The sequence below is a fragment of the Streptomyces sp. TOM-9 genome, from assembly GCF_056858595.1.
Map to the genome: position 1 here is coordinate 7,045,339 of NZ_JBXEQB010000001.1, position 13,987 is coordinate 7,059,325.

The 13,987-nt window shown below is 73.6% G+C and carries 13 protein-coding genes; 4 read left to right on the forward strand and 9 right to left on the reverse strand.

Going from position 1 to position 13,987, the window contains the following annotated elements; genetic code table 11:
- Window positions 1-313 precede the first annotated feature (313 nt).
- From AC1VWI_RS32680 to AC1VWI_RS32690, 3 genes are all read right to left on the reverse strand, one after another.
- Complete coding sequence (locus AC1VWI_RS32680) at window positions 314-1,555, reverse strand: HRDC domain-containing protein (RefSeq protein WP_499514593.1); 1,242 nt, start codon at window positions 1,553-1,555, stop codon at window positions 314-316.
- 79 nt (window positions 1,556-1,634) lie between these two features.
- Window positions 1,635-2,297 carry a response regulator transcription factor gene (locus tag AC1VWI_RS32685; protein ID WP_018563211.1) on the reverse strand — a complete coding sequence of 221 codons (663 nt, stop codon included), beginning with the start codon at window positions 2,295-2,297 and terminating at the stop codon, window positions 1,635-1,637.
- Window positions 2,298-2,512: 215 nt separating this feature from the next.
- Window positions 2,513-3,163, reverse strand: a complete 651-nt coding sequence (locus AC1VWI_RS32690; RefSeq protein WP_499514594.1) for a DUF3000 domain-containing protein — start codon at window positions 3,161-3,163, stop codon at window positions 2,513-2,515.
- 89 nt (window positions 3,164-3,252) lie between these two features.
- Here AC1VWI_RS32690 and hemE point away from each other — a divergent pair, with 89 nt between their 5' ends.
- The gene (gene hemE, locus AC1VWI_RS32695) at window positions 3,253-4,296 is read left to right on the forward strand and encodes a uroporphyrinogen decarboxylase (RefSeq protein WP_499514595.1); all 1,044 of its coding nucleotides are present in this window, start codon (window positions 3,253-3,255) and stop codon (window positions 4,294-4,296) included.
- Between the two features lie 46 nt (window positions 4,297-4,342).
- On the opposite strand, the gene AC1VWI_RS32700 is transcribed toward hemE, so the two are convergent.
- On the reverse strand, window positions 4,343-5,368 hold the full coding sequence (locus AC1VWI_RS32700) for a DUF4349 domain-containing protein (protein WP_499514596.1): 1,026 nt from the start codon (window positions 5,366-5,368) through the stop codon (window positions 4,343-4,345).
- Window positions 5,369-5,494: 126 nt separating this feature from the next.
- On the opposite strand from AC1VWI_RS32700, the gene hemG reads away from it, so the two are divergent.
- The gene (hemG, locus tag AC1VWI_RS32705) at window positions 5,495-6,940 is read left to right on the forward strand and encodes a protoporphyrinogen oxidase (RefSeq protein WP_499514597.1); all 1,446 of its coding nucleotides are present in this window, start codon (window positions 5,495-5,497) and stop codon (window positions 6,938-6,940) included.
- A gap of 4 nt (window positions 6,941-6,944) precedes the next feature.
- Window positions 6,945-7,676 (forward strand): hydrogen peroxide-dependent heme synthase, encoded by a 732-nt coding sequence (hemQ, locus tag AC1VWI_RS32710; protein WP_499514598.1) that lies wholly within the window; start codon window positions 6,945-6,947, stop codon window positions 7,674-7,676.
- Between the two features lie 531 nt (window positions 7,677-8,207).
- On the opposite strand, the gene AC1VWI_RS32715 is transcribed toward hemQ, so the two are convergent.
- The 5 genes from AC1VWI_RS32715 to AC1VWI_RS32735 form a co-directional block, all read right to left on the reverse strand.
- Window positions 8,208-8,957 (reverse strand): TIGR04222 domain-containing membrane protein, encoded by a 750-nt coding sequence (locus AC1VWI_RS32715; protein ID WP_499514599.1) that lies wholly within the window; start codon window positions 8,955-8,957, stop codon window positions 8,208-8,210.
- Between the two features lie 73 nt (window positions 8,958-9,030).
- Window positions 9,031-10,203, reverse strand: a complete 1,173-nt coding sequence (locus tag AC1VWI_RS32720; protein WP_499514600.1) for a DUF1996 domain-containing protein — start codon at window positions 10,201-10,203, stop codon at window positions 9,031-9,033.
- Between the two features lie 14 nt (window positions 10,204-10,217).
- A complete protein-coding gene (locus tag AC1VWI_RS32725; RefSeq protein WP_499514601.1) occupies window positions 10,218-10,955 on the reverse strand; it encodes a DUF4142 domain-containing protein in 738 nt (245 codons plus the stop codon).
- Between the two features lie 161 nt (window positions 10,956-11,116).
- Window positions 11,117-12,472 (reverse strand): MbnB/TglH/ChrH family RiPP precursor modification enzyme, encoded by a 1,356-nt coding sequence (locus AC1VWI_RS32730; protein WP_499514602.1) that lies wholly within the window; start codon window positions 12,470-12,472, stop codon window positions 11,117-11,119.
- Between the two features lie 92 nt (window positions 12,473-12,564).
- Window positions 12,565-13,371 carry an aminoacyl-tRNA hydrolase gene (locus tag AC1VWI_RS32735; RefSeq protein WP_499514603.1) on the reverse strand — a complete coding sequence of 269 codons (807 nt, stop codon included), beginning with the start codon at window positions 13,369-13,371 and terminating at the stop codon, window positions 12,565-12,567.
- Between AC1VWI_RS32735 and AC1VWI_RS32740 the strand changes: the two genes are divergently transcribed.
- Entirely contained in the window at window positions 13,313-13,987 is a 675-nt protein-coding gene (locus tag AC1VWI_RS32740) for an AIM24 family protein (RefSeq protein WP_499514604.1), read from the forward strand. The two genes, AC1VWI_RS32735 and AC1VWI_RS32740, sit on opposite strands and share 59 nt — an antisense overlap.

Genomic DNA, 13,987 nt, shown 5'->3' on the forward strand with positions numbered 1-13,987 from the left:
GGGTCGTAGGGGTGGGCGTTCTGGACGCTGACGTGTATTTGTTGTGCGGCACAGACGGCAAGGACCTGGACCGCCCGCCATGCACATAAATATGCGGTCCAGAATGCCCAGCCCCGGAGGCCCCGACCCCGGCCCACCCACACACGCGCGCAGGCCCGCACCAACCGCGCCGGGCAATCGGGCGGGAGGGCGGGAGAACCGCCCGCCGCAGGCGCAAACAACCCGCACGCAATCACCCGGGCAGCCCGGCGCAGCCGCCCGCAGGCGCGAACAACCCGCACACGACGACGGGCCGCAAGGGGCACCCCCCGGGTCACACCACCGGCGTTGCCGCGAGCGCCGCCGTGAGGATGGGCGTGGTGAGCTCGACCTGCCAGGGGCGCGCGCCGGCGTCCTGGAGGAAGGCCGACACGGACTCGGGGCTGCGGTCCCGCGGGGGCGCCCAGCACAGGCGGCGGACGGTGTCCGGGGTGATGAGGTTCTCCTGGGGGAGGTTCAGCTGCTCCGCCAGTGCCGAGACCGCCGCCCGCGCCGCGGAGAGCCGGGCCGCGGCGGCCGGGTCCTTGTCGGCCCAGGCGCGCGGGGGCGGGGGGCCGGTGTAGGCGGGGCCGGGCTGCGGGAGGTCGCGCTCGGGGATGCTGCGGGCGTGGTCGATCGCGGCCTGCCACTGCTCCAGCTGGCGCCGCCCCATGCGGTGCCCGAACCCGGGGAGCGCGGCCAGGGCGTGCGCGTTGGGGGTGGCCTCCAGCGACGCGGTGACGATCGCGGCGTCGGTGAGGACGCGGCCGGGGGAGACGTCCCGTTCGCGGGCCAGCCGGTCCCGGAGGTTCCACAGTTCGCGTACGACCGCCATCTGGCGGCGCCGGCGCACCTTGTGCATGCCGGAGGTGCGGCGCCAGGGGTCGACGCGGGGCGGGGGCGGCGGGGCCGCAGCGATGGCCGCGAACTCCTGCAGCGCCCACTCCAGCTTGCCCTGGGCGCGCAGTTCCTCCTCCAGCGCGTCGCGCAGGTCGACCAGGAGCTCGACGTCGAGGGCGGCGTACCGCAGCCACGGCTCGGGGAGCGGCCGGGTCGACCAGTCGACGGCGGAGTGGCCCTTCTCCAGGGCGTACCCGAGGACGTTCTCCACCATCGCGCCGAGCCCGACCCGGGCGAACCCGGCCAGGCGGCCGGCCAGCTCGGTGTCGAACAGCCGGGCGGGCCGCATGCCCGCCTCGTCGAGGCACGGCAGGTCCTGCGTGGCGGCGTGCAGCACCCATTCCGTGCCGTCGAGCGCGGCGCTCAGCGCCGACAGGTCCGGACAGGCGACGGGGTCGATCAGCGCGGTCCCTGCCCCGGTGCGGCGCAACTGGACCAGATAGGCCCGCTGCCCGTAGCGGTAGCCGGATGCGCGCTCGGCGTCGACGGCGACAGGTCCGGAGCCCGCGGCGAAAGCCGCGACGATGTCGGCGAAGGCCTCCGGGCTGGCGGTCACCGGCGGGATTCCCTCGCGCGGGTCCAGCAGCGGGACCGGCGCCGGGGGTGCTTCTGTTGCGGTCTCTCGGGCGTCGGTCACCAGTCAAGAGTATCTGTGTACAGCAGGCGCCCGCCGACGGAACGTTCCGTCGGCGGGCGCACGCGGGATATGACTTCGATCAGTGGATGATGCCGGTACGCAGCGCTACCGCGACCATGCCCGCGCGGTCACCGGTGCCCAGCTTGCGGGCGATCCGGGCCAGGTGGCTCTTCACGGTCAGCGCCGACAGCCCCATGGAGACGCCGATCGCCTTGTTCGACTGGCCCTCCGCGACCAGCCGCAGCACCTCCACCTCGCGGCCGGACAGCTCGCGGTAGCCGCCGCCGTGGCCCGGGGCGCCCGGTGGGCGGCGCTGCAGCCGCTGGCCGGCCGGGCCGAGGGGTACGGCGCCGGGGCGGCCCGGGATGCCGAGGTTGGTGCGGGTGCCGGTGACGACGTAGCCCTTCACACCGCCCGCGAGGGCGTTGCGCACGGCACCGATGTCGTCGGCGGCGGACAGGGCCAGGCCGTTGGGCCAGCCCGCCGCCCGGGTCTCGGCGAGCAGGGTCAGCCCGGAGCCGTCGGGGAGGTGTACGTCGGCGACGCAGATGTCTCGGGGGGTGCCCACCCGGGGCCTGGCCTCGGCGATGGAGGACGCCTCGATCACGTCGCGTACTCCGAGCGCCCACAAGTGGCGCGTGACGGTGGAACGTACGCGGGGATCGGCGACCACCACCATCGCCGTCGGCTTGTTGGGGCGGTAGGCGACCAGGCTTGTGGGGTGCTCGAGAAGAACCGACACCGGGCCTCCTGGGACATTGGCGGGAAGGGTCACAGGTTCCTTCGGCAGCAACTTCGCCCGGCTTTAGAGAATGATCACGACTTGTTTAGTAACAATTCCGGCAATTCGGACGCGCTGTCGACCAGGGTCGATCGAAGGTGTGAAGATCGCGGTCACCGGGTGTCAGACCTTGTTGACGGCGGTAAAGCGAATGGTCAGCCCGGGCGCGGCGGCCCTCAGCGCGTCTGCTGCGGACCGCGCCGCTTCGGCAGCGGCACCACCGAGGGGCCGCCCCCCGGCGGGGGGCAGGAGGGGTCAGAGGGCGCCGGCGGCAGTCCCGCGCAGGTGCACACCAGGTCGCACCAGGCCGCCAGGTGGGTGGCCATGTCCGGTACGCCGCCGTTCACGGCGAGCGGCGTCCACGAGGCCCGGATCTCGATGCGGGTGGAGTCCTCCCGCCCGGCCAGGGCGCCGAAGTGGTGCGAGGAGCTGCGCGAGACCGTGCCGCCCGCCGCGGTGAAGGCCGCGCCACGGCCCTCCAGGGCACCGGTCAGCCACGACCAGCTCACCTCGGGCAGCAGCGGGTCCGCCGCGATCTCCGGCTCCAGCTCCGCCCGGACGAGGGTGACCAGCCGGAAGGCGCCGTGCCAGCCCTCCTGCCCGTCGGGGTCGTAGAGCAGCACCAGGCGCCCGTCCCCGATCTCCTCGTCGTCGACGACGACCGCCGCTTCCAGGGCGTACGCGTGCGGTGCCAGGCGCTTGGGCGGGGGCACCGGATCGAGCTCCACCTCGTGCCGTACCCGGGCGCGCAGCAGTGCGTCGACCGCGTGCTGGAACGGGAGGGGGGCGTCGTCCCCGTCCGAGAGGTGCCCATGAGCCGCTGCCATGCCCGGAAGCGTAGGCCGAAGGGGGCCCGCAGTGAGGGAGGACACCCGGTCGGGCGGGTCGCCCACTTGGCGCATGCGAAGATTCGGGGGTGAGTGCGCACCAGCAGACCGCTGCTTCCCCCTTCATCCTGGCGTGCCGGCGCCGGCCCGTGCCGCACACCCCCGTGTGGTTCATGCGCCAGGCCGGGCGCTCCCTCCCCGAGTACCTCAAGCTGCGCGAGGGCATCCCCATGCTCGAGTCGTGCATGCGGCCCGACCTCGTCACCGAGATCACGCTGCAGCCCGTGCGGCGGCACAAGGTCGACGCGGCGATCTACTTCAGCGACATCGTGGTGCCGCTCAAGGCCATCGGGCTCGACCTCGACATCAAGCCGGGCGTCGGCCCGGTCGTCGAGCAGCCCATCCGCACGCGGGAGGACCTGCAGCGCCTGCGACCGCTCGACCCGGACGACGTCAAGTACGTCACCGAAGCGATCGGCATGCTCACGGGTGAACTCGGCACGACGCCGCTGATCGGCTTCGCGGGCGCGCCCTTCACCCTGGCGAGCTACCTCGTCGAGGGCGGTCCGTCGCGCAACCACGAGCGCACCAAGGCCCTGATGTACGGCGAGCCCGAGCTGTGGGCGGAGCTCCTTGACCGCCTCGCGGACATCACCTCGGCCTTCCTGAAGGTGCAGATCGAGGCCGGCGCCAGCGCGGTGCAGCTCTTCGACTCCTGGGTCGGCGCGCTCGCCCCCGAGGACTACCGGCGCTACGTCATGCCCGCCTCCGTCAAGGTCTTCCGGGCCGTCGCGGACTACGGCGTGCCCCGCATCCACTTCGGCGTCGGCACCGGCGAGCTGCTCGGGCTCATGGGGGAGGCCGGCGCGGACGTGGTCGGCGTGGACTGGCGCGTCCCGCTGGACGAGGCCGCCCGCAGGGTCGGCCCCGGCAAGGCGCTCCAGGGCAACCTCGACCCCGCGGTGCTCTTCGCCCCGCGCGAGGCGGTGGAGAAGAAGACCCGCGAGGTCCTGTACTCGGCCGGAGCCGCCCCGGGCCACATCTTCAACCTGGGCCACGGCGTCCTGCCCACCACGGACCCCGACGCCCTGACGCGTCTCGTGGACTTCGTCCACACCGAGACGGCCCGCTGACGATGGTGTCCCCGCGCCGCCCGGCGCGGGGACACCGGGTCCGCCGCTACTCCCGCGGCTGTGCCCCGCCGTCGCCCGCACCGATCGGCGCGGGCACGGTCACCGGCTGCGGGGGCGCGGCGACGGGACGCCGGGCGGGCAGCACCCGACGCAGCAGGCGGAAGCCCAGGTAGCCGAGGAGGGCCAGGGCCGCGAACGGGGCCAGCACGGCGAGGGCGACCAGGAGGGCCCGCAGGGTCAGGTAGAAGGCGTGCCAGCCACTGCCGAAGGCGCTGCCCACGGTGGCCCAGAAGCCGTCGTCCTCCTTCTCCGGCGCCTCCTTGACGGCCGGCTCCTGCACCTCCAGCGTGATCGTCGCCATCCCGGTCCGCTCCTTGAGCGAGGCCTGCTGGGCCTCGAGCGCCTCCAGGTCGGCCTGGCGGGAGCTGAGTTCGCTCTCCAGGGAGACGATGTCGCTGAGCCTCGTCGCCCGGTCCATCAGCTCCCGCACCCGCGCCACGCTCGCCCGCTGGGTCTTGAGCCGGCTCTCGACGTCCACGACCTGGCCGGTGACGTCCTGGGCGTTCACCTTGCGGTTGCGCAGCGTGCCCAGCTCCGACAGGTCGTTCAGCACCCGGTCGTAGCCCTCCGGCGGCACGCGGAGCGTGATGGTGGAGTACTCGCGGCCGTCGTCGTCCAGGCTGGTGCTCTCGTTGCCGACGTAGCCGCCCGTGCCCTCCACGAGCGTGCGCGCCTTGGCCACCGCGCCGGAGACGTTCTTGGCCTCGACCGTCAGCGTCGCCGTGCGCACGATGTACGACTGCGCCAGGGTCGGGGTCCGTCCCGCCCCGGTTCCGGAGCCCTTGCCGGTGGCGTTCTTCGCGTCGCCGTCCGCCCCGGTGGCCGCGGTCTGCGCGCCGGGCCGCTCGGCCAGGTCGGGTGCGGCGGCGCCCGCCTTGCCACCCGCCTCGCTGGAACTGCTGTCGGCGCTGTTGTCGGCGCCGCAGCCGGTGAGCGTGAGGGCGGCGGCCAGTGCCAGGGCGCCGAGGACGGCGGCAAGTGGTCTGCGGGCGGTGGTGGTTGACGTGCTCACAGGGCGTCCCCCCGGGTCGTTGCGTCTGTTGCCGATTCGACGCGAGGGGCGCGGGGCGGGTTTCGGGTCCGTGATCCCGAAGAGGTCACGGTTAGGGCTCGTTCCGGCGTCTGAGACAGTGGAGCCATGAGCAATACGCAGCCCCGGGCCGGGCATGTGGTGGTCGTGGGCGGCGGGGTCTCCGGACTCGCCGCGGCGCATTTCCTGCTGGAGGACGGCGTGGCACGGGTGACCGTGCTGGAGTCCTCCGGGCGCCTGGGCGGGAAGCTGTACGCGGACGAGATCGCGGGCGTCCCGGTCGACCTGGGCGCCGAGTCCATCCTGGCGCGCCGTCCCGAGGCGGTCGACCTGGCCCGCGCCGTCGGCCTCGGCGACGACCTGGAGGCGCCCGCCACGACGAACGCGGGCCTGTGGACGCGCGGCCGGCTACGCCCCATGCCCAAGGGCGGCGTCATGGGCGTCCCCGGCGACCTCGGCGCACTCGCCGCGTCCGGGGTGCTCTCGGCGGCCGGCCTCGCGCGGCTACCGCTCGACCACGTCCTGCCCCGCACCAAGGTGGGCGAGGACGTGGCGGTGGGCGCCTACGTCGCCGCCCGGCTGGGCCACGAGGTCGTCGACCGGCTCGTCGAACCGCTGCTCGGCGGGGTGTACGCGGGCAACGCGTACGAGATCTCGCTGCGCGCCGCCATCCCGCAGCTGTACGAGGGCGCGCGCGGCGGCCGCTCGCTGATCGAGGCCGTCCGCGAGAGCCAGCGCAAGGCCGCAGCCGCGCGGCAGGACGGCCCCGTCTTCGCCGGTATCCGCGGAGGCGTCGGGCGGCTCCCCGTCGCCGTCGCCGCGGCCTGCCGGGCCGCCGGTGCCCGCATCGAGACCGACGCCCCGGTGCGGACGCTGCGCCGCACCCCGGGCGGCTGGGAGGTCGCCTTCGACCACGACGGCACCCGCGAGACGCTGTCCGCGGACGCGGTCGTGCTCGCCGTGCCGGCCCCGGCCGCCGCCAAGCTGCTGGCCGCCGAGTCACCGGGCGCCGCCGCCGAGCTCTCGACGGTGGAGTACGCCAGTGTCGCCCTGGTCACCATGGCCTTCCGGCGCCGCGAGATCACCCACGCGCTGCCCGGCAGCGGCTTCCTCGTCCCGCCGGTGGACGGGCGCACCATCAAGGCGTCCACGTTCTCCGCCCAGAAGTGGCACTGGAGCGGCGCCGCCGACCCGGACGTCTACGTCCTGCGCACCTCGATCGGCCGGCACGGCCAGGAGGCCGACCTGGCGTGGGACGACACCGACCTCGTCCGCCTCTCCCGCGAGGACCTCGGCGAGGCCGTCGGGCTCACCGCGGCCCCCGTCGCGGCCCGGGTCACCCGCTGGGACGGCGGCCTGCCGCAGTACCCGGTCGGCCACCTGGCCCGGGTCGCGAGGCTGCGCGAGCACGTCGCGAAACTGCCCGGCCTCGAGGTGTGCGGCGCCCTCTACGAGGGCGTCGGCATCCCGGCCTGCGTCGCGAGCGCGCGCGGCGCGGCCACGCAGGTCCTGGGCACCCTGCGGCGGGCGGCGGAACCGGACGCGGGACAATAGCCCCATGACCGACTCCACTGCATCCGCCGCCCCCGCCAAGGCCCCCAACGCCGGCAAGAAGGCCAAGGACCTCAACGAGGTCATCCGCTACACCCTCTGGTCGGTGTTCCGGCTGCGCGACGTCCTGCCCGACGACCGCACCCGCTACGCGGAGGAGGTGGAGGAGCTCTTCGAGCAGCTCGCCGAGAAGGACGTCACGGTCCGCGGCACGTACGACCTGTCCGGGCTGCGCGCCGACGCGGACGTCATGATCTGGTGGCACTCCGAGACCGCCGACGCCCTCCAGGACGCGTACAACCGCTTCCGCCGCACCATGCTGGGGCGCCTGCTGGAGCCCGTCTGGTCGAACATGGCCCTGCACCGCCCGGCGGAGTTCAACAAGAGCCACATCCCCGCCTTCCTCGCCGACGAGACGGCCCGCGACTACGTCTCCGTCTACCCCTTCGTCCGCTCCTACGACTGGTACCTCCTCCCCGACGAGGACCGCCGCCGCATGCTGGCCGACCACGGCAAGATGGCGCGGGGCTACCCGGACGTGCGGGCGAACACGGTGGCGTCGTTCTCGCTGGGCGACTACGAGTGGATCCTGGCCTTCGAGGCGGACGAGCTGCACCGCATCGTGGACCTGATGCGTCATCTGCGGGCCTCGGAGGCACGTATGCACGTCCGCGAGGAGGTGCCGTTCTACACGGGCCGTCGTAAGTCGGTGGCGGATCTGGTGGCGGGTCTGGCCTGAGGTCCGGCTCCGCGCGGGGGCTTTCCGGGGTGGCGGGTGCCGGGCGGAGTCCGGCGGGCCGGTCGAAGCCCGGGAGGCCCCTTGGGGCCGAGCGGTGCGAGGGCGGCTGTGGGGGAGGGGCCACGGGCCGTCGTAAGTCGGTGGCGGATCTGGTGGCGGGTCTGGCCTGAGGTCCGGCTCCGCGCGGGGGCTTTCCGAGGTGGCGGGTGCCGGGCGGAGTCCGGCGGGCCGGTCGAAGCCCGGGAGGCCCCTTGGGGCCGAGCGGTGCGAGGGCGGCTGTGGGGGAGGGGCCACGGGCCGTCGTAAGTCGGTGGCGGATCTGGTGGCGGGTCTGGCCTGAGGTCCGGCTCCGCGCGGGGGCTTTCCGAGGTGGCGGGTGCCGGGCGGAGTCCGGCGGGCCGGTCGAAGCCCGGGAGGCCCCTTGGGGCCGAGCGGTGCGAGGGCGGCTGTGGGGGAGGGGCCACGGGCCGTCGTAAGTCGGTGGCGGATCTGGTGGCGGGTCCGGCCTGAGGCCCGGCCCCGCGTGGTGCGTCAGCTCAGGGCGGCGCGGAGGGCGGGGTCGGGGAGGGCGGAGGGGCCCCGGACGGCGACGGCGGTGAGGAACTGCCGGCGGTCGTCGGGGGCCGGGCCGTCGGGGACGTCGACGGCGCGCAGCAGCTCGCGGCCCGCGGGGGCGGCCCAGTGGGTGTAGGGGTGGATCTCGAAGCGCGCGATGGCCAGGCAGCCCAGGGTGACCAGCAGCGGGAGCGCGAACCACGGCAGCAGGGACCGGCCGGCGGGGCTGAGGGTCGTCGCGGCGGCCAGCATGGCCAGGATGAGGGCGGAGGCCGCGCGGACCTCGCGGATGCCGGTGGAGATCGACTCCCGGGCCGCGGGAGGCACCGCGAGCCCCGCGTCGGCGAGGCCCTGGGCCAAGGCGCGGACCCCGTCGGAGGTCGCGTGCGCCGCGCGTATCGCGGGGACGGGGGCCTGACCCTCGGGGCCGGTGGCGGCGATCAGGGAGCGCTCGATGGCGTCCCGGCCGTCCGGGTCGACGACGGTCGCCCAGCCGGTCCTGGCGAGCAGCAGACGCCGTTCGCGCCCCATCGTGACCATCGCCAGTTCGGTGACCCGGCGCGGTCCGCCGGACAGGAAGGCCATCTCGTAGAGCCCGAGCGCGTGGTCGGCGGCCGGTGCGGCGGTCCCGTCAGGCAGATCGGCCGCGGCGACCGCCGCCCTGCACAGGCGTGTGCAGGAGGCGATCGCCGCGGCCCAGGCCACGAGGAGGAAGAGCATCCACATGGGGGAGTTGTAGCCGACCCCCGTGGGGGTCCGCCCGCGGTTTCCCGAATCGGGGGCGGCGCGGGCTACCGGGTCAGCCGCAGTTGCGGTTGCCGTTGATGCAGCTGACGACCTGGTTCATCAGGCGCGCCGGCATGAAGTTGGCGAAGTCCGCGTGGTCCGTGACCGGCTTGTGCAGCTGCTCGGGGAAGCTGTCGAGCGCGTAGTTCGGGCCCTGCGGGACCTTGTAGGTGAGCCGCATCTTCAGCTGGGGCACGGCCTTGAAGCCGGCCTGGCACTGCCCGGCACCGTCGGGGAAGACGATGTGCGTGCGGTGGTTGGCGCTGTCGACGTTGGTCCCGTCCCAGCAGCTGGGGAAGTTCAGCGTGCGGACCACCCGGCTGCCCTGCGGGCACAGCGGGTACTTGTCGGTGAGCTGGCGGTTCTCGAAGCCGGTGCAGCTCCACGACGCCTTGGCGTTGGCGACGCCGTTGGTGAAGGACTTGGCGTCACCCATGATGATCCGCAGCGTGGACGGCATCGCCACCACCTTGGCCCTCGGGTTGCCCCCGAAGAGCAGCTGCACCGAGGTGGCCTGCAGGATGGTGCCGGTGTTGCCGTCGGCGTCCGGCGCGTCGTTGGCGGAGCGGGTGCGCAGCACCGGCCAGAAGTACGCCGACTTGTCCCCGCGGGCGCAGGTGGTGCCGGCCGCGGCCAGGGACTCGTTGGTCGAGAAGCCGTCGGTGCTCAGGTTGCCGACGTAGTCGTGGACGTGGTGCGCGCCGTTGGCGACGCCGGGGGCCACGATGAAGTTGTCGGGGTTGTGGTGCTTGTTCTCGTTGCGGCCGCAGCGCGCCGTGAACGTGCCGCGCGAGGCGCCCCGCTGGTTCGCCGCCCGCTGGACGTTGGGCTGGACCGAGCGGATGTCGGCGAAGTCCTCGGGGGAGGGGCCGTTGGTCTGCGAGCCGCCGCCGGCGGGCGCGGACGCGGAGGCCGAGGCGGACACGGACGGGGCCGCGGAGCCGTTCTGGCCGCCGTTGTTCTGCCCGCCGTTGTTCTGGCCCCCGTTGTCCGCCTTGGTGCTGTTCCCCGGGCTGGGGCTCTGCCAGCCGCCCGAGTGACCGGAGTTGGACCGCCAGTGGGCCGAGGCCGAACCGGTGACCAGGGCGAAGGTGCCGCCGGAGCCGAGCAGTGCCAGCACGGCTATCAGCACGAGTTGCTTGGTGCTCAACCTGCGCCGGTGGTTCATGTGTTGTCGTGTGGGCATCGGATCGCTCATTTCTACTGCGACGGCTGGGGGGACGAAGCCGCTGGGGGAAGTGAGTACGTCGGGGACGGGGTGACGATGAAGGTCGGCTCACCGGGAGCAGGGGAGACCGGGACGGCCGCACCGGGGTTGGTGGGGCTGGCGGTCGTGTCCACGGCGATCTGGTCGAAGTTGACCAGTCCGGTCTTCTCCAGGACGGTGATGTGGTCGAGCACCGTCGCGTTCGCCTGGTCGGCCAGTTCCCGTACCAGCGAATTGCGTGTGGTGGCGCGTACCTGGGCGATGACCGAGAACACCTGGCCGTGGGCAAGCCTCACGATATTGGCGAATTTCTGGTCAAAATCCTGGCCGTTCGCGGCGGAGAAGGTGGCCAGGAAGCCCATTTGCTGTGCTGTGGGCTGGTTGGGCAGGGTGATGCCCAATTGGGGCGCGATCGTGCGGCACGTCGAATCGAGGTTCGTGTGCCCGTCGATCAGGTGCTGCCCCGCGCGCTTGACCGCGGGCGTCGTCCCCTTCTGCAGGGCCATCTGCCCGGCGGGGAACTCCCACAGGCCGGCCAGCCGGACCTTGGTGACGAAGGTGCGGTCCAGCTGGGTGAGCGGACCGTACTGCGTGGACACGGTCTGGGCGCCGGCCGCGGTCACGGCGGGGCTGTTCAGCCCGGACATGACGGGGTAGGCCAGCGCGGCGAGGGTGACCACGAGAGCCCCGACCACGAGGCTGAGTCCGGTGGCGTAACGGGTGGATCGCATGGGACCGCACGTTAGTGCGTTTGAAGCGTCCAAGGCGAGGAACAGTCACGTATTCGCGAATTCCAGGAATCCGGACCCGGTCCTTGGTACGTTGTTGCCTTTTCGCGCCCGATGGGCCCCGTCGCCATTCCCGTCGCAGGTCGGAGGCCCTTGGAAAAAGATTATGGCAGCTTTGAACGGAGCGTGTCCCGCATACGTATGAATAGGTGTGAGGGCTGTCGCGGCGCCGGGAAAACCCTTCCGCGCAGACGCTGCCGCCAGGCCGGGAGCGGTGCCGGGCCCGAGCGTTCGCGCCACCACGCGGCCAGCCGCCTGGTGACCGCGGGGTCGTGCGGGTCGTCCCCGTCGAGGACGTACGCCGCGAAGGCCATGGCGTCGCGGCGGTAGCCCCCGTCGAGCGGCCGCCGCGCGGCGTAGCGCAGGAACTGCGGCCGGTACGCGGCCCCCAGGATCTCCGGCAGCTCCGGCGCCACCTTGGCGACGATGCCGGCGCGTTTGGCGGCCAGCGCGCGGCTCTGCACACCGATCCGGGTCCGGTCGAAGCCCTCCGGCACCGGAGTCCCGGCCACGAGCGCCGACAACAGCGCGGTCTGGCGCAGCGCGAGGCGCTGACGGGCCGCCCCGGGCGCCGCGGCGACCCCGGCGGGCACGGCCGGCGGCACGTCCGTCCGCCCGCCCGTGCCCGCGTCCACCACGCGGCGTATCGCGGCCAGTTCGCGGGCCAGTTCGCCGCCGCCGGGGAAGTCGTCGTCGCGCTCCAGCAGCACGCCGGGCGGGCAGGCCCGCTCGTACAGCGCCGCCAGCACGTCCAGGACGGCCTCGGGGACGGGGTGCGCGTGGCTGTCGTGCCATACGCCGTCCTTCTCGACACCGCCCGCCACGTGGACGTAGGCGATGGCGTGCACCGGCAGCGCGTCGAGTGCGGCGAGGGGGTCCTCGCCGCGGTTGACGTGGTTGGTGTGCAGGTTGGCGACGTCGATCAGCAGGCGTACCCCGGTCCGCTCGACGAGCTCGGCGAGGAAGGCCCCCTCGCTCATCTCCTCGTCCGGCCAGGCCACCAGCGCCGCGATGTTCTCCAGCGCGAGCGGCACGGGCAGCGCGTCCTGCGCGATGCGCACGTTCTCGCACAGGACGCCCAGCGCGTCCCGGGTCCGCGGCACGGGCAGCAGGTGCCCCGCCTCCAGGTGCGCCGAGCCCGTCAGCTCCCCGCCGCCGCGCACGAAGGCGATGTGCTCGGTGACCAGCGGGGCGCCCAGCACCTGCGCGCGCTGCGCGAGCGCGGCCAGCCGTTCCGCGCCGGGCCGCTCGGCGCCCCCGAGGCCGAGCGAGACACCGTGCGGGACGACCGTGACACCGCGCTCGCGCAGCCGCAGCAGGGAGTCGGGGAGATGACCCGGGCAGACGTTCTCGGCGACCGCCTCGACCCAGTCGACACGGCCGGCCTCCGCCAGCGCCTCGACCGCCGCCGCGATCTCCGGCCGCCAGCCGATGCCCGTGCCCAGATACGAGTGCTCCATGCGCCCCCCTTCCTCCTGCCGGGGTTCTGGCCCCGCGCAGGGCGGGTGAACCCCGCGGGGGCGGGTTTCAGAGCTTGATTTGAGCTTGGGCCTCAGCGGCGCAGCGCCGGGTGGTCCGCCACGACGGTGCACGACCCCGGGGCGATCTCGGTGAACCCGGCGTCCCGCACCACGGGCAGCCCGGAGGCGGTGAGCGCCTCCCAGCCGGCCTGCGGCGCCGTGCGCACGGCCAGCGGGAAACCGGCCTCGCGCCACTGCGCGCGCTCGGCCGGGGGCAGGGCGAGCCAGGCGAGCTGGGCGCCGTGCCCGGCCTGCGCCATGGCCTTGCCGGCCGACATCTGCACCCCGGGGTTGAGCCAGAGCACCGGCGTCCCGGTCTCCGGCCCGGCGGGCGGCTCCGGGTCCTCCAGTTCCGTCCCGGACACCTGCAGCCGCGCCAGGTCCTTGGGCCAGCCGTCCAGCGGCACCGGCGGGAAGACGCGGACCTCGGCGGACTTGCCGGTGACCGTGATGCCGGGCAGCGCCTCGGCCCGCTGCCATTCGGCGCCGCGCGCCCGCCGTACGACCTTGCGGATGCGGGCGTCCTCCCAGCCCCGTACCGCCCCGGCCCACTCCCCGTCCGCGGCGGTGGCGCGCTCGTCGGAGCGCAGCAGGAGCACGGCACGGGCGGCCGTCTCCAGCGCGTCGGTCCGCGCCGGCGGGGCGGTCCGCTCGATGCGGACGACCAGGGGGAGGACGAACTGGGGAGCGGCGTCGCGAGGATCGGTTGTCACCTCGACAGTCTGCCACCCGCCCCGCAGGAGCTTGTCGGAGCCGATCCCTCCGGGCCAGGATGCCGGGGTGCACAGCGACCTCTTCGCGACCGAGAACACGGCGCAGCCGGCCACCGAGCCCGGCATGACCCTCCAGAACGCCAAGTCGATCAAGTACGCGGTGAACGGCGAGTGCCTGGCGCGCCAGGGCTCGATGATCGCCTTCCGCGGAAACCTGCAGTTCGAGGTGAAGGGGCAGGGCGTCGGCAAGTTCCTCAAGCGCGCCTTCACCGGTGAGGGCCTGCCGCTGATGTCGGTGCGCGGCCAGGGCGAGGCCTGGTTCGCCCACGAGGCGGCCAACTGCTTCGTCATCGACCTCGACCCCGGCGACAGCCTCACCATCAACGGCCGCAACGTGCTGGTCTTCGACTCGACCCTCTCCTACGAGATAAAGGTCGTGAAGGGCGCGGGCATGGCCGGCGGCGGCCTGTTCAACAGCGTCTTCACCGGGCACGGCCGCCTCGGCGTGATGTGCGAGGGCAACCCGATCGTCATCCCGGTCACCCCGCAGGCCCCGGTGTACGTCGACACCGACGCGGTCGTCGGCTGGAGCGCCCAGCTGCAGACCTCCCTGCACCGCTCGCAGAGCTTCGGCTCGATGCTGCGCGGCGGCTCCGGCGAGGCGGTGCAGCTGATGCTGCAGGGGGAGGGCTTCGTCGTCGTCCGGCCGAGCGAGTCCCAGCCCCACCAGCCGTCCAACTGA